Below are 16118 nucleotides of genomic sequence, written 5' to 3'. Positions count from 1 at the left end.
TCGAGGGCGGACTGTTCGGGCAGCCCGCGCGGCAGCAGGCTGTGCTGCAGGGTGACGGCCATGGTGTGTTCGCGGGTGTATCGGCGGGCGTTGTCGATGCACACCGCCGCCCGGGAGGCCAGCTCCTCGGCGAAGGACATGTCCTCCTCCTCGAACGGCGCGGAGTCCTTCGCGCGCCAGAAGTCCACCACTCCCAGCACCACGCCGCGGGCCCGCAGCGGCACCACGAGCAGGGAGTGGATGCCGTGGTCGAGGATGCGCCGGGCCTGCTCGGGGTGCTGGGCCCGCCAGCCGTCGGAGGCGCTCAGGTCTCCGACCAGGACCGGCCGCCCCTCGGTCATGGTCACGGAGACGGGGTGGGCCGGGACGAACCGGATCAGCTCGCCGACGGGGTGGAGAAGATCGTCCGCGTCCGGCCCGGCGACGGCGCTGCGGCGCAACTCGGTGGTCACGGCCGTCGCGCCGGGGGACTCCTCGCCGCGCAGGACCGGCTCCAGCAGTTCGACGGTGACGACGTCGGCGAACCGGGGCACCGCGACCTCGGCCAGTTCCCCGGCGGTGCGCTTCACATCCAGCGTGGTGCCGATCTGCAGTCCGGCGTCGTAGAGCAGCCGCAGCCGTTCGCGTGCCACGTCGGCCCGGCCGGTGAGGTCCCGGAGCTCGGTGCTGTCACGGAGCGTCACCACGCTTCCGACCGGTCCGTGCGGTGCGGTGAGCCGCTTGTTGACCGCGAGCAGCCTGCCCGCCGCCAGATGCACCTCGTCGGTGACCTGGCCGTCGGAGGCCAGCAGCCCGGCGAGGTCCTCCTCCAGCCCGAGATCCGTCACGTGCCGCCGCTCCGCGTCCGCCGGCAGGTCCAGCAGCCGCCGTGCCTCGTCGTTGGCCAGCAGCAGCCGCCCGTCACCGCCGACGATCAGCACTCCTTCCCGTACCGCGTGCAGCACCGCGTCGTGGTGCTCGTACATCCGGGTCATCTCGGCCGCCCCGAGGCCGTGGGTCTGGCGCCGCAACCGCCGGCTGACCAGGCCCGACCCGCCCGCCGCGACGGCGAGGGCCGCGGCGGCGCCGCCGAAGAGGACGGGCAGCTGCCGGTTCACCCGGTGCTGCACGGTCTCGACCGTGACGGGCACGGAGACGATGGCGATGACCGAGCCGTCGGGATCCCGGACGGGAACCGCCGAGATCACGGAGAGCCCCAGGGACCCCTTGAAGGTACTCGTGAACGGTCTGCCGCTCGCCGCCGCCGCGTAAGGGCCGATGACGTGTTTCCCGATCCGGCGCGGGTCGCTGTGCGTGAGGGTGACGCCGTCCAGCCCGTACACGATGATGGCGTCGACGCCCGCGGCCTTGCGGGCCGCCTCGGCGTGCGGCTGCAGCACCGCGCTCGGATCCGCGCTGTGCAGTGCCGCCACGGTCCCCGGGGCGTTCGCGAACGTCTGCGCGGTGGCGAGCGTCCGCTCGCGGGCGTCCGCCATGACGTCGCCTCGCGCCTGCACCACGAGCACCACCAGGGTGGCTCCGACGAGCAGCAGCACGACCGCCAGCTGCAGCAGGAAGACCTGACCGGCGAGGCTGTGCACGCTCAGCAGGGAGCCGGTCCGCCGCTCCTCTCCCCCCGGCCGGCGCCGGTCGGGCCGACGAGTCCTCCTGGGCGCACGAGGCTCGTCGCGCCCGGATCGACCCGAAACTGCACTCATATCCCCTTTGTATCGTTTCTGTCGCCTCCGGGCAGCCGACGCCGAGGGGCCCCGGGGAACGGCCACCCACCCCGCCACCCGATCGAGCGGGACAGCGTTTCGCGGGCCCCCGCGCCCCGCTCGCGGTCTACCCTCGGCCCGTGGGGCAGCCGGAGCAGCGCGCCGAGGGCGCGGGACCGTTCACCACCAGGCTCACCTGGCACCCTCCCGACGGTGGCACCGCCGTCTGGGAGTCCCGCCCCGCACGGCGCCGCGGAGTGCTCGCCGTCCGTCCGCCCGGTGCGGCGGCCGGCCGGCCCACCCGTGCGGACGCCGTGGCCGTCGCCCGGCTGCGCCGGCTCAACGCCGTCGCCGCCCTCGCCTTCGTCGTCGGTGGGCTGCTCTTCGCGGCCGGGGCGGCCGTCGCCCAGTTCGGCTCCGGTGACGCCACCGAGTGCGCCTCGATCTACTTCGTCGGCGGCCTGTTCTTCAACACCGGTGGCTATGTCTCGCTGCTCCAGGTGATCAACGCACCGCGGCACGTCGTCGGCGGCGAGGGCCGGCTGGTCACCCGCCCCTGGCGGTGGTGGAGCTACGAACCGGCGCGAGTGGACTGGCTGGGCACGTTCGTCCTCTTCGCGGGCACGCTCGTCTTCGCCGTCAACCTGCTGGACTCGTTCCTGAAGGGTCTGAGCGTGCAGCAGACCAACCGCCTGATCTGGGCGCCCGACGTGATCGGCTGTCTGCTCTTCCTGGTCTCCGGGCACTTGGGCCTCGCCGAGATCTGCCACGGCCGGCCGTGCGTCCGGGCACGCAGCCTGGGCTGGTGGATCGTGGCGGTGAACCAGGTCGGCTCGGTCCTGTTCATGGTCTCGGCTCTGGCCGCCTTCACCCGCCCCGCCACCGGTGACCTGGTCAGCACCGGCATCGCCAACTGGGGCACCCTCACCGGCGCCCTCTGCTTCTCGCTCGCGGGTCTCCTCCAGCTCCGTGAACACCCTTGAGGGCGCGCCGCGTCCCAGGGCGGCCGTCGTGGCCGGGCCCCGTGCGGCCCGGCCACCGGTGAGGCGTGGACGCGGCTACGGAGCCATCTCGTACGCGCCGGACAACGCCTCCACCCGCTGCCAGACCCGCCCGGTACGGGCGTCGTCGACGACCGGCCGCCGGATCGCGCCCAGCGCCCAGTCCTGCTGCTGCGAGGTCGCCGAGTCCTTGCCGTGCAGTTCGACGGCGTGCGCGGAGAAGTCCCGTACGAGGACGGCGAAGAGTTCGTCGAGCACGTCCTCGTCGAGTCCGGTCAGGGCTGCCTGCTCGAGGACGAGCTGCCCGTGCACGACGAGGGAGAAGAGCTGTCCGACCGCGAGGAGGAGGTCGAGGTCGCGGCTCTGTTCGGCGTCGGGGGCGGCTGCGGCGACGAACTCGCACAGCGCCTCGGCCTGTTCACGCAAGCGTGTCACGTTGGGCAGGTGCGCGTAGCCGTCGAAGGCGGGCCGCCAGTCGTGGAAGCGGACCGAGCCGAGGCCGCGGGCCGGGCCCTGCCGGAACAGGAAGTCGTCGTCGGCCGCGTCGAGGCGGGTGGGCACGCGGGGGTGGTCGACCGGGTCGAGGAGATGGGCGCGCATGAACTTGAGGATCAGCGCCAGGTTGACGTGGACCGTTCCCTCCAGCTTGGGCAGTCCGCGGATCTCCACGGCGGCCTGGCCGAAGTAGTTGTCCTTCTCGAAGCCCTTGGCCGCTATGACGTCCCACATGAGGTCGATGACCTTCTCCCCCTCCGTGGTCACCTTCATCTTCGTCATCGGGTTGAAGAGCAGGTAGCGGCGGTCGTCCGGGCCGGCGGAGCGGAAGTAGTCCACAGCGCGGTCGCTGAACAGCTTCATGCCGACGAGCCGGACGTAGGCGTCGGTCAGTTCGCGCCGCACGTGCGGGAAGCCGGTGACGGGGCGGCCGTAGAGGACGCGGTTGTGGGCGTGGGTGACGGCCTCGTACATCGCGTGCTCACAGATGCCGATCGAGGCGGTGCACAGGTTGAACTTGCCGACGTTGACGGTGTTGAGGGCGGCGTCGAAGGCGGCGCGACCGGTGTGCAGGACGTCCGCGGCCGCTACGGGATAGTCCTCCAGGCGGAACTCGCTGACGAACTTCGAGGAGTCGACGACGTTCTTGACCAGGTGATAGGCCGGGTGGCGGCTGTCGGCGGCGAAGAAGACGTAGCCGTCGGGGCCCTCGACGTCGGTGCGGCGGCCGAAGACGGAGACCAGTCCGGCGGTGTTGCCGTTGCCGATGTAGTACTTGGAGCCGCTGGCCCGGAAGCCGCCGTCGCCGTCGGGTTCGAGCAGCATGTCGGTCGAGTAGATGTCGGCGCCGTGCGCCTTCTCGGACAGGCCGAAGGCGAACACCTCTCCCTGGTCGAGGAGTTCGGCGGCCCGGGAGCGGGCGGCCGCGTTGTCGCTCTGCCAGACCGGGCCGAGGCCGAGGATCGTGACCTGCCAGGCGTACCAGTAGTCCAGGCCGTAGAAGCCCAGGATCTCGTTGAGCGCGGCGATCCGGGCGGTGTCCCACCGCTTGTCCGGTTCCCCCTCCCCCGCGGCGGACGACGGCGTCAGGAAGGTGGCGAACAGGTTCTCCTTCGCCGCGAAGGCGAGGAAGTCGCCGAGCCACGCGCGAGTCCGGTAGTCCTCGATCAGACGCCTCTTCCCGCGCTCCTCGAACCAGTCGACGGTGGCGCGGAGCAAGCGGCGCGTCTCGGGGTCGAAGTGTGCGGGGTCGTAGCTGCGCGGGTTGAACAGCAGCTGGTCAGCCATGGTGAGGGTGCCTTTCGGCTGGGGGACGGGTGGAGTCGGAACTGCGACGGCTGGACCGACGGGGCGGGAGATCTACGCAGCGGGCGGCGTCGGTCCGCGGCCGGGACCGAACCGGGCCAGCGTGGCGAGGACGTCGTCCAGCCAGTCGGTCATCATCCGCTCGTACGCGATTCCGCCGCGCAGTACGACGTGCTGGAGCTCCCGCTCGGCGTCGAGCGGTGCCTGCGGACCGGCCGGGTGCGCCGAGGACTCCGTGAAGTCCCGTGCCTCGCCTGCCAGATAGTGCGCCAGCCGGTCCCGGTGCGCCTGCCGGTGCCGCTCCACCTCGCGGATCAGGGCGGCCGGGTCGTCGAAGGCGGCGCCCCGGATCTTGACGGCCAGGTCGTGGCGGACGGTCTCCGGTTCGATCGGATCGTGCAACCAGGACGACAGCGCCGCCCGGCCGAGGTCGGCGACGCTGTACTCCTTCTTGTCGGGCCGGCCCTGCTGCGGGACGTCCCGGACGTCGACCCAGCCGTCGTTCTCCATGCGCTTGAGCACGCGGTAGATCTGCTGGTGGGTCGCGGTCCAGAAGTAGCCGATGGACCGTTCGAAGCGCCGTGCCAGCTCATAGCCGGATCCCGGCTTCTCCAGAAGCGACACCAAGATCGCGTGTTCGAGCGCCATGACGCCGATCCTGTTATGCAACTCGTTGCATAGCAAGCCCACCCGCCCCGATGCGACGCGGCTCACGCCCGGACGCCCGTTCCGGCTGCCCCGCGGATCGAGGACCGCGAGGCAGCCGGGGGCGCGACCGGTGGCTCAGTCCCGGACGACGAACGTCTTGGCCTCACCGGAGCGGCTGGAGCAGGACCGCTTCTCCTCGGCGGTCATCTTCCTGGACTTGACGACCACCGCGTTGTTCCGGCCGTCCGTCCCGTTCGGGGCCGGCCCGGTGACGACGTCGGGGACGAACCAGAAGTAGTGACCCCACTTCCGGTCGTCGTAGTGGGTCTGCCAGGTACCGGAGACGCGCTGCATCACCTGCGCACGCGAGATCCAGCCGACTTCACCGGGCTGCACCGTCATGTTGACGGAACTGGCCTCCGAGTGCGTGCTCGACCAGGTGTGGTTGTACGTCGCCGTCACGCTGACGTCGATGATTCCCGCTATCTTGCCGCCGGCGGTCACGGACACTCCGGCCGAGTCCGTGGAACCCACCGTGTCCGTCCAGGTCATCGACTGGGTGGCGGCCGAGGTGCTGCAGTTGTAGAGCGAGTCGGAGACCCGATGGAAGTCTCCGAGATACGCCTGGCCCAACCGCGGTTCGTCGAAGGTGCACTTCCCCGCACCCGAGTCGCAGTCGGCCAAGAGCTGTGCCCGGGTGGGCTGGTCGTCGGCCGAGGCCGGACCGGCCGTGCCCGCGACCACGCCCAGGGCTGCCGCCGCGAGCGCGACCAGCCGTCCGCCGTGGCGCATCCTGCCGTTGTTCACCATTCACGTGCCTTTCGCTGCGCATGAGGGGGGTCGGCGACCGCGGTGAACGTGACCCGGAAGTCACCGCGAGCACCGCCTGTTGCGGCCTGCCGGCCGCATCAACCGCCTTGTCTACACGACCAGTTGGTCAAATCCCAACTGCGGCGGGCCTTCCGCGCTCAGGCGGCCGACGGGTCGCTCTCGCTCGCGCCGGCGTGGCCGCTCACTCCTCCGTCGTGCAACAGCCCCCTGAACCGGCCGGGCCCGGGACCGCGTCGAGGCGGCAGTAGCAGGAAGCGTCGATCGGCACGTCCGCCAGCGCGAGGGCGATCTTCAGCTTCTGAGCCACGATCTGCGCCTCCCCCGCCCGGCCCAGCCGGACCAGACACTCGTGCAGCCCGTGCAGGGCCCAGACGTTGTCCGGGTGCTGCAGGGCGCGCGGAAGGGTGTCGTCGAGTCCCAGGTCCGCCCGGTAGACCGCCTCGGCCTCCGCGACCCGCCCCCGCTCCAGGAGCAGGGCGCCGTACGCGTGCCGGGTGGGCTGCATCCATCCCCACGGCTCGTCGTAGGGAAGGTGGTCGTCCAGGTCGATCGACCGCTCGAGCGCTGCGAAGGCAGCGTCGTGGTCGCCCCGGCGGTACGCGAGTTCACCGTCGAGCATCTGCGACGCGATCGCCAGGATGTCCGTACAGGTGTTGTTGAACAGCATGCGCGTCCCCGGCACCCGGGCGACCGCCTCGCCGAACAGCCGGCGTTCGGCCTCGGCGTCCGCGATCCGCCCGGTGGCCGCGAAGGCGACGCCTCGGGCGTAGTGCAGCATCGCCGTACTCACGCAGTGGAGTGCCGGGTCGGCGGGCATGGGCATCCGCAGGACGTCGCTCCAGCGGCCGAACCGGATCAGTACGTGGACCCGCATGGCGAGGAAGCCCTCCAGCCAGTCGGCCATGGGCGGGCTCTGTACGCGCAGCAGTTCCTCGGGGATGGACGCCTCCAGCCGGGCGGCGGCCCCCAGGGCGGTCCGGTACTGACCGAGGAACATCGCACCGTAGATCTTGAAGTGGTGGTTGTGCGACCGGTACAGCGTGTAGAAGTTCATGGCTCCGGCGCGCGCGTGGAACTTCTCGTCGGCGACGATCGCGTCGTCGTTGTCCGACACCACTCGACGGTAGTCGCCGCAGAGCACCTCGATGTGCGAGGGCATGTGCCGCAGGTGGCCGGCGTCGGGCACCAGGCCGCGCAGCCGGTCGGCGACGGTCAGGGCGGCCTCGGGCGTGGGGGACATCTCCATCAGGTGGATGTACATGTGCAGGATGCCGATGTGCCCCGCCCCGGCATCCGTCGCGAGCGCCCGGTCCAGGACGGCCTTGGCCTCCAGGGTGCGGGCTGCCTCGGCCGGCCGGCCGTCGCGCAGGTTCCACAGCCGCCAGGGAGTGAGGTTCATCAGCGCGTCGGCGTACAAAGTGGTGATGTCGAGATCGTCCCGGGCGAGTTCGTACACCGAGCGCATGCTGTCGGCGTACGGCGCGTTCCACACGGAACAGTCGTCGACGGCCTCCGTCTGCGGATAGCGGGCGCGCAGCGCTGCGATCAGGGCCCGTTCGACGGGCGAGGCCCCGGCTTGCGCCTTCTCGTGGGCGAGTTCCACGGCGGCGTGGGTACGTTCGACGGTGCGCGCGAGGTCCTGCTGGTCGAAGAAGTCCCACGGTTTGTTGTAGTTGGGGCCGAGTGCGTAGGCGATGCCCCAGTACGCCATGGCACAGCCGGGGTCGGCCGCCGCGGCGGCTTCGAAGCAGGAGACGGCTTCCTCGTGGTTGAAGCCGTACGTCCAGATCAGTCCGCGGTCGAACCAGAGCTGCGCCTCGGGCGAGGAGGTCGTCACGGGGCGGCTGTAGGTGCCGAGATCGTAGTAGTCCATGCATCGCCCCTCAATCACCCGACCGCCTAAGTGCCGGGAACCGGTCGCACTTGGTGCGCAAAGCGTGTGTGGAGCAGCGTAATGGATCAAGTCCTGACTTCATCGGCGATGGGCGACAGCCGGAGAGCGGCGGGCGCCACCCCGGTGCGCTCCGGCCGGCCCTGAGCGGCCCGGGGACGGGAGCGGTGGTTCAGACCGGGCTCGCGGGGTTCGGCGCCGTCGAGGACCGGGGCGGCCAGGCCTGCGCCGAGAGGATGCCGAGCACATAGGCCCGGGCGACCAGCGCCGGGCGGGTGGCGGCGTCGAGCAGGCCGCGCAGGCGGCTCAGGTGGTAGTCCAGCGTCTGCCGGGACAGCCGCAGCGTCCCCGCGATGTCCGCGTTGCTGTGCCCGGCCGCCAGCAGGGTGAGTATGCGGACCTGGGTGGCCGTCAGGTCCGGCCGGGCCTGGTGACGCAGGCCGAGGTGAGTGCCGACGGCCCACACGCCGGACACCCCGGGCGTCGTGCCGCACACGGCGCTCAGATGGATGCGGACCCGGCGCCGCCAGCCGTCCCGGTCGACGAGTACGGCACAGGCGCGGGCGCTCCGGCGCCGGCCGCTGATCAGGTCGTCCCAGATCCGGTGCAGGGCGCTTCGTTCGGGTGTCCTGGCGATCAGGGTGTCGGCCGGCAGGCCCATCAGGTCGGAGAGCCGGATGCGCAGGACGTCGGCGACCGCGGTGCCGGCCTCGCTGACCCGGCCGTCCGGGGTCAGGCGGACGCAGAGCAGTCCGCTGTGGTCGCGCAGGGTCCGTAAGTCGGCCTCGGCGCGCTGTCGCCGGTCGAGCGCCTGGGCGTGGTCGGTGACGTCGACGTAGATGCCCGCGACACAGCGGGCCGCGCCCCAGCGGACGGGGAAGCGGTAGCCCGCCGCGCGGCCCGGGAGACCGTCGCCGCGCCGGTAGGTGAGGGTGTGCCGCACCGGCCGGCCGCGCGTCAGGACCTCCTGGTCGAGGGCGAGGAAGCGGGCGATGTCACCGGCTTCGTCGACGTCGGCGAGGTGACGGCCGATCACGGTGTCGCGCGTGCGGCCGTACAGGTGGGCGTAGGCGTGGTTGGCCCACAGGTGACGGCCTGCGGCGTCGCGCACGAAGGCCGCGGCCGGAGCGAGGTCGGCGAACGTGGCGAACAGGTCGTCGTCCGGCCGGTCGGCCATCCCGATCGCCACTCCTCTGAGGAGGCGGTGGGTGGTGTGCCGGTCCCCGAACGCGGCGTCCCCGTCGTCGATCACGCCCAGGACGCCGTCGGCTTCCCACCGGGAGACGGACAGGGGCTCGAGCAACGCCTTGAGATCAACCTCGTTCACGTCCAACTCCTTCAACCCTGCACTACATCACTTTGGGTGATACCTCATGCGTATCCCGTGAGGGATGGGGCATGCGAGCGGGGCAGACGCTCCGGCTGCGGCCTCGGCGCGGCCGGCGCACAACCGCACCCCCCCGTCCGACGCGAACTGGCTTCAGCAGTAAGGCATTTGCCTGAGTGCTTCGGGAGTCTCGGTGTCCCGGACGCGTGCGGGTGCTGGTTCGCTTGGAGGGGGCGTGCGCAGTGGTCGATGTACCGACGCGGCCACCGGACCACACACTGGCGCGGCCCGGTGGCCGCCCGACGACGACAAAGGAGTTGGAGTCCCGTGAGCAAGGTGCTGTACGTGCATGCCAAGGGCGGTCCTCCGGTGGGCCATGCCCTGACGCGAGTGGCCGCGAGGTCCACGGTGCACCTGCTGGCCCTCAGTGAACTGCCCGCCCTCGTGGCTCATGACGCCGCGCGGCTGTGCGCGTCGGTCCGCACGCCCCTGGACACCCCCGGCGGCGACCTGGTCGACCTCATCACCGCCCGGGCTCGCGAGGTGGGGGCGGACGCCGTCCTCACCTTCTCGGAGTACGCGGTGGTCGCGGTCGCCGAGGCCTCGCGGCGGCTCGGGCTGAGGGGCGCCGGGCCCGCGGCCGCCCTGGCGCGTGACAAACGCCTGATGCGCGCCGCGTGGGAGCGCCGGGGCGTACCGCAACCGCGGTTCCGCGCCGTCACCAGTGCGGCCGAACTGGAGCGCGCGACCGTCGAGTTGTCATGCCCACTTCTATTAAAGGCGGCCTGGAGCGCCGGTTCGACCGCGCACCAGATCATCGAGCGGCCCACGGACGCGCCGGACGCCTGGCAGCGGTCGCGCGCGGTGATGGCCGAGTCCGCGCTGCTCGGCTTCGCGGAGCTCCATGTTCCCGGCGCCTCGGAGGACTTCATCGTCGAGGAGATCGTCGACGGATGCGCCGAGGAGTGGTTCGACGGCCCCGGCTGGGGTGACTACGTCAGCGTCGAGGGCGTCGTCGTCGACGGAGAGTTCCGTCCCGTCTGCCTGAGCGGCCGGATGCCGACGGTGGCGCCCTTCACCGAGCGCGCCGGCATCACCCCGGCCGCCGTGGGGAGCACGGCCCAGCACGCCATCGTGGACCTCGCCCGGCACGCCGTGGATGCCCTGGGGCTGGAGAACTGCGGTACCCACACCGAGATCAAGCTGGGCACGGAAGGCCGTATGTGGGTCATCGAGACGGCCGCGCGGTTCGGCGGGGCGATGACGGTGCCGCAGATCGAGGAGGTCTTCGGCCTGGACCTGGTCGGCATGTTCACCGACCAGTTGCTCGGCGGCTCACCCACCTGGCCCGCACGGGCGTTGACGCCCGAGGACGCCTCGGGCGCGGCCGGATCGCTGGTGGTCCTCGCCGTGCAGGGCGACGGCACCCCTTGGCGCCGCCGCCATCGATGGGACGCCTCGGCGGTCGTCCGTTCGGCGCCGGTCGGCGCCGGCAGCACACTGTCCGTCGTCCGCGAGAGCTCTCTTCCGGACGGGGCCCCCGTGCCGGTCTACGAGCCGGCCGCCGGGGCCAACACCATGGCGGGCCTGTGCCTGCTGTCGGCGGACCGGCCGCAGTCCGTGGTGCGTGACTTCACCGCCCTGGTCGACGCGCTGCCGCGCATCCTGCCCACGGACGCCACCGAGGGGGCCCGGCCATGACCCACGCACCGCACAAGGCCTACGTCCCCGAAACGGCGGGCGACCGTACCGTCGTCGGCGCCAACCTCTCACTGCCGCTGTTCCGCACGCTCTCCGGCGTCCTCGCCGGACACCCGTATCTGAAGGTCGTGGTGGACAGGTCCGAGGACACCTGGCACCTGCTGGACACCCGGGTGCACCCCTTCCACGTCGACTACATCGCCACGCGCATCCTCGGCATGCGGATGGACGAACTCGACACGGACCTCGACGCGTTCAACGCCTCCGTGTACATGGCGCCCGACCGCCGCTTCCTGCTCGGGGTGCTGTCCCTGCACAGCGACGAGGACACCGACGGATCCGAGCGGCCCTTCCTGGTCCTGGAGACGACCGAGGCGGACACCATGCACGCCGCCCTGCTGGAGGAGTTCTACCACTACGTACGCACACGGGTGGACGGACGCCTCCCCCTGCTGCTGAAACCGGCGAACCACGGGCAGGAGCACGAACTCGCCTCGGTCGGTGAGGCACGCGTACCGCGCATCCTCAGCCAGGAGCTGTTCGGCAACCGGACCCGGACCTGCCTCAACCCGGGCGTGGCCGAGGGCCGGCTGCGCTACTTCCGCAACCCGGCGGAGTACCGCGCCGCCGCCCCACAGCTCGGGTGGGCGGACGTCGTCGCGATGGCCTGCCTGCCCGACGACGTGCCCCGGGTGGCGGGGTTCGTCAACACGGAGCCCACGACGCCGCTTTCGCACACCAACGTCCTGGCGTCGGGCTGGGGCATCCCGAACGCCATCGTCCGCGACCTGGACGCTCTGGTGCGGCGGGACGGACTGGACGGCGCATGGGTCCGCTACCGGGTGTCCGAGGACGCCATCACCCTGGAGCGGCTGTCCGACGCCCCGGCCCTGGACAGGCCGGTCTGGCACCAGCAGCGCATCCGCCTCGACGCACCCCTGCTGGACGAGGCACCGGTCATGGCGCTGCACCGGCTGCGGCGCGCCGACCGCGACAGCTACGGCACCAAGGCCGCCAACCTCGGCGAACTGCACCACGTCCTGGACAGCCGCACGGCGGACCTGACCTCGTTCTACGCACGCCCGCGCCCGCCACGGCCCGATCTGCTCACCCACCTGGCCCTGCGGCTCGGCGAGCCGGAGGCGCCGGTGGAGCGGCTGCGGGACGCGGCGGCCGAACGCGTGGCGGCCACCGTCCGGGCACCCGAGGGCGTGGCGCTCCCGTTCCGCCTGCACCATCTCTTCCTGACCTCGTCGGCCGCTCTGCAGCAGGGCATCGGCAAGCTGAAGATGGCGCTCGAACTCGAAGCGCTCGACGTGATCGACTCCCTCTGTCTGGACCTGCAGCGCCTGATGCACAGCACGCCGATCCCCGACGAGGTGGCACGGGCCGTCACCGGCGCGGCGCCGGGTCTGACGGCCGGCGGAGGTCGTCTCGTGGTGCGCTCGTCCTCCAACGCCGAGGACCTGCCCGGCTTCTCGGCGGCCGGGATCTACGACTCGGTGACCACCGTGCGCGGTGAGGAGCAGCTGCTGGACGCGGTGCGGCAGGTGTGGTCCTCGTTGCTGTCGCCACGGAGCGTACGTCTGCGGCACGAGGCCGGCATCGTGCTGGACGACACCTACATGGGAGTGATCATCCAGCGGTACGTGCCCGCCGGCCTCGGGGGTGTGCTGGTGACCTGCAATCCGACCCGGCGGGAGGACTTCCGCAACGTGTACGTCAACTGCACGGCCGGTTCGCCGGAGCGGGTGGTCGACGGCAAGGTCCTGCCCCACCAGTACCTGTACAACACGGTCGAGGGCGGCGGGCGCACCGTGGACGTCGGCTCGTCGGGTGCGGACCTCCCGTCGGACACCCGCACGTCACTGGGCGAACTGGCCCTGGTGGGGCGTCTGCTGCAGTCCCACTTCAGCGCGGACGACCCCGACGACGCGCTGGACATCGAGTGGCTCATGACCACCGAGGGGGCGTTCCACCTGGTCCAGGTCCGCCCGTACGCCCGGTGAGGCGCTCCATGACCGCTGTGTGGCGCCGCTCCGCCGACCCGGCCCTGACCCCGGCCGCCCGCCGCATCATCCGCCTCAACAACGGGTTCCAGCTGCTGTTCAACCTGCTGTGGTGGATGCCCGTGTTCTACGCCTACCAGCGTGCCGCGGGCCTGTCGGACGGCCAGATCTTCGGCATCCAGAGCATCTACTACGTCGCCTTCTGCCTGTTCGAGATACCCACGGGAGTCGTCGCCGACCGCGTCGGTGCCCGCAACTGCCTGCGCGCGGGCGCGGTGGTCATGACGGCGGCGAACATGGTGCCGGTGCTGACCCCCTCGTACACGGGCTTCCTCGTGCACTTCCTCGCGATCGCCGCCGGGCGCTCCCTGACCTCGGGCGCGGCGAGCGCCTGCCTGTACGACGGCCTGCACGCCGAGGGAGCGGACGCCCACTACCTCAGGGCGGAGGGAACGGCGCGTGCCCTCGGGCTCGCCGCCAAGGTCGTCTGCTGGCCGCTCGTCGGACCGCTGATGGCCGTGGCCCACCAGTCGCCGTACGTGCTCAGCGCGGCGAGCGCGGCGGGCTCTCTCGGCTGCGCCCTCGCCCTGCCCCGGATCGCCGCCGGCGACACGGGCGCGGGGGCGGGCACGCGGGGGCGGCGCAGGGGAACTCTGCTGCGGGACACGGGCGCCGCCCTGCGCACCCTTCGCTCATCCCCGTGGCTGGCCTTCCTCATGGTGCAGGGCGTGGCGGTCTTCACGCTGTCGCGGATCTGCCAGGTCAATCTGTTCCAGCCGGTGCTGCTCGAGCACGGCATCGCGGAGAGCGGCCACGGCACCGTCCTCGCGGCGATGACGGTCGCCGAGGCGGTGACCTCCGCCCGGCCCCAGTGGCTGAGCCGGCGGCTGTCGCCCGCGGTGTGGGTGTCCCTGCTGAGCGTCGCACTCGCCGCCGCACTCGCCGGCACCATTGCCGGCGGCCCCTGGGCCGTGGTCGGCCTGCTGTGCGCGTTCGCCGCGATCACCGGGTTCGCCTATCCGGTGCAGCGCAAGCTCATCAACGACGCCATCCCGAAGGGGGCCCCGCGTGCCACGCTGCTGTCGGTGGAGAGCATCGTGGACCGCGGTGTGTGTGCGCTGGCCGCGGTGGCCGCGGGCGCGTATCTGGCGGCGGGCCGGCTCGACGCGCTGCTGTGGCAGTCCGCCGCCGTCACCTGTGTGCTGATGCCGGTGCTTCATCTGGCCCTGCGCCGGGTGGCCCCGGGAGCCCCCGGGCGTGCGGCTCGTGGAGCACGCGGTGCGGGCACGGCCTCCGCCGCGGCGGGCACACGGCCGGAGGAGGAGCCCGTCGCGCTGCCCGTCGACGAGGGCGTGGCCCCGCATCCCTGATCCGGTGGGTGGCCGCTCCGGCACGGCTCGGGGCGGCAGCCGGGACGAGTCCCGGCTGCCGCCCCTGGCCTCCTGAGGGTCAGCTCACGTTGACCGCGGTCCAGGCCGCCTCGACCGTCTTGTACTCGGTGCTGGAGGCGCCGTAGAGGTCGGACGCCGCCTTGAGGGTGCCGGTGCGGGCGCCCTTGTAGTCGGTCGTCGAGGTGAAGTACGTGGTCAGCGCCTTGTACCAGATCTGCAGCGCCTTGTCGCGGCCGATGCCGGTGACCTTGGAGCCGTCCTTGGTGGGCGAGTCGTAGTTCACGCCGTTGACCGTCTTCGCGCCGCTGCCCTCGGACAGCAGGTAGAAGAAGTGGTTGGCGACACCGGACGAGTTGTGCACGTCCAGGCCGCCCACGCTGGAGGACCAGTAGTCGGCGGAGCCGCCGTCCTTGCTGGGCTTGTCCATGTAGCGCAGCGGCTTGCCGTCGCCGTTGATGTTGATCTTCTCACCGATGAGGTAGTCACCGGGATCGCTGGAGTTGTTGGCATAGAACTCCACGCCGGTGCCGAAGATGTCGGAGGTGGCCTCGTTCAGACCGCCGGACTCCCCGCTGTACTCCAGCCCCGCGGTGTTGGCGGTGACGCCGTGGCTCATCTCGTGGCCGGCCACGTCGAGCGCGGTCAGCGGGTCGTTGTTCCCGGAGCCGTCGCCGTACGTCATGCAGAAGCAGCCGTCGTCCCAGAACGCGTTCACGTACGAGTCGCCGTAGTGCACGCGGGAGTAGGCGCCGACACCGTCGTTCTTGATGCCGCTGCGGCCGAAGGTCTTCTTGTAGAAGTCCCAGGTCTCCTGCGCGCCGTAAGCGGCGTCCGCGGCGGCGGTCGCCGCGTTCGACACCGTTCCGTCGCCCCAGGTGTCGCCGGACTGGGAGAACAGCGTGCCCGTGCCGGACGTCTTGTGGTCGAGGTTGTACGTCTTGTGCCCACCACGAGAGGCGTCGGTGAGGGTGTACGACGAGCCTGACTGCGTCGTCGACAGGTCCACCTTGCCGCTGTAGTGGGTGTTGCCGACGCCGGTCTCGATGCCCTGGTACTGGAAGAGCTTCTTGCCGGTGGCCGCGTCGGTGATGACGTGCAGCCGGTTCGGGGTGCCGTCGTCCTGCAGGCCGCCGACGACCGTCTCGTAGGCGAGGACGGGCTTGCCGCTCACCGCCCAGACGACCTTGCGCGGAGCCTGGTCCGCGGCCGTCTTCGCCGATCCCGCCGCCTTGGCCAGGCCCACGGCCTGCTTCTCCGCCGTGGCGGCGGCGATCTGCGGCTTGAGCGACGCGAGCTTCAGCTGCTCCGTCGTCGCTCTGGTCACGCCCTCGGTCCTGCCGGACTCGGCGGTGTGGACGACCAGGTCGCCGCCGAGTACCGGCAGGCCCGCGTAGGTGCGCTCGTAGCGGGTGTGGACGGTGCCGTCGGCGTCCTTCACGACGTCCTTGACGACCAGCTTCTCCTCGGCGCCGAGGCCTATGCGCTGCGCGGTCTCGGCCGCGCCGGCCTGCGCCTTCTGTATCAGGCCCGTACGCGCGGCCGCCGACAGCGTGACCGGAGCCGCGGAACGGTGGGCCGCGCCCGTGGCGGCCTGAGCGGTGGCGGTGGTGATGAGCGTGGTGCTCAGAAGTGCCGTGGTGGCGGCGACGGCTGTGGCCGCGGCCAAAGCGGTGTGCCTGTGGCGTGTGTCGCGGGAGGTCACACAAGCTCCTTTTGTGGGGGGGTACGTCCGGCCGGTGTGGGGCCGACCGGGACGGTTGTGGATGTGGATGTGCTCGTGCGGCGGTGGGAGAGAGGCTTGCACGAATGACATGCCCATGTC

11 protein-coding genes are annotated in these 16118 nt (G+C 71.4%); 4 read left to right on the top strand and 7 right to left on the bottom strand.

All coding sequences use genetic code 11. The features are described 5' to 3' along the window. The coding region (locus AB0N17_RS17980; RefSeq protein WP_366012284.1) for a GAF domain-containing protein at positions 1-1580 on the bottom strand (1580 nt) is incomplete at its 3' end. A 257-nt stretch (positions 1581-1837) separates the two neighbouring features. Here AB0N17_RS17980 and AB0N17_RS17975 point away from each other — a divergent pair. Beyond that, entirely contained in the window at positions 1838-2680 is an 843-nt protein-coding gene (locus AB0N17_RS17975) for a hypothetical protein (RefSeq protein ID WP_366012283.1), read from the top strand. Between the two features lie 75 nt (positions 2681-2755). On the opposite strand, the gene AB0N17_RS17970 is transcribed toward AB0N17_RS17975, so the two are convergent. From AB0N17_RS17970 to AB0N17_RS17950, 5 genes are all read right to left on the bottom strand, one after another. Next, complete coding sequence (locus AB0N17_RS17970; RefSeq protein ID WP_366012282.1) at positions 2756-4480, bottom strand: acyl-CoA dehydrogenase family protein; 1725 nt, start codon at positions 4478-4480, stop codon at positions 2756-2758. A gap of 72 nt (positions 4481-4552) precedes the next feature. Beyond that, on the bottom strand, positions 4553-5146 hold the full coding sequence (locus AB0N17_RS17965) for a PadR family transcriptional regulator (protein ID WP_366012281.1): 594 nt from the start codon (positions 5144-5146) through the stop codon (positions 4553-4555). A gap of 135 nt (positions 5147-5281) precedes the next feature. Continuing rightward, entirely contained in the window at positions 5282-5956 is a 675-nt protein-coding gene (locus tag AB0N17_RS17960; protein ID WP_366012280.1) for a hypothetical protein, read from the bottom strand. A gap of 202 nt (positions 5957-6158) precedes the next feature. Next, the gene (locus tag AB0N17_RS17955; protein WP_366012279.1) at positions 6159-7850 is read right to left on the bottom strand and encodes a hypothetical protein; all 1692 of its coding nucleotides are present in this window, start codon (positions 7848-7850) and stop codon (positions 6159-6161) included. Positions 7851-8040: 190 nt separating this feature from the next. Further along, a complete protein-coding gene (locus AB0N17_RS17950) occupies positions 8041-9195 on the bottom strand; it encodes a PAS domain-containing protein (protein WP_366012278.1) in 1155 nt (384 codons plus the stop codon). Between the two features lie 327 nt (positions 9196-9522). On the opposite strand from AB0N17_RS17950, the gene AB0N17_RS17945 reads away from it, so the two are divergent. Genes AB0N17_RS17945 through AB0N17_RS17935 form a run of 3 tightly spaced genes read left to right on the top strand, consistent with a single transcriptional unit; the run spans position 9523 to position 14275 of the window. Further along, positions 9523-10896: an ATP-grasp domain-containing protein gene (locus tag AB0N17_RS17945; protein WP_366012277.1), complete on the top strand. Its 1374-nt coding sequence runs from the start codon at positions 9523-9525 to the stop codon at positions 10894-10896. After that, the gene (locus AB0N17_RS17940) at positions 10893-12905 is read left to right on the top strand and encodes a PEP/pyruvate-binding domain-containing protein (RefSeq protein ID WP_366012276.1); all 2013 of its coding nucleotides are present in this window, start codon (positions 10893-10895) and stop codon (positions 12903-12905) included. Before AB0N17_RS17945 ends, AB0N17_RS17940 begins: the two co-directional genes overlap by 4 nt. 8 nt (positions 12906-12913) lie before the next feature. Next, positions 12914-14275, top strand: a complete 1362-nt coding sequence (locus tag AB0N17_RS17935) for an MFS transporter (protein WP_366012274.1) — start codon at positions 12914-12916, stop codon at positions 14273-14275. 79 nt (positions 14276-14354) lie between these two features. Here AB0N17_RS17935 and AB0N17_RS17930 read toward each other — a convergent pair whose 3' ends face one another. Continuing rightward, positions 14355-15998, bottom strand: coding sequence for a M4 family metallopeptidase (locus AB0N17_RS17930; protein WP_366012273.1), 1644 nt, complete (start codon positions 15996-15998; stop codon positions 14355-14357). Positions 15999-16118: the final 120 nt, after the last annotated feature.

The organism is Streptomyces sp. NPDC051133 (genome assembly GCF_040682635.1).
Taxonomy (GTDB): domain Bacteria; phylum Actinomycetota; class Actinomycetes; order Streptomycetales; family Streptomycetaceae; genus Streptomyces.
Note: the sequence above shows the minus strand (reverse complement) of the source record. Positions and strands in the feature narration are given on the sequence as shown.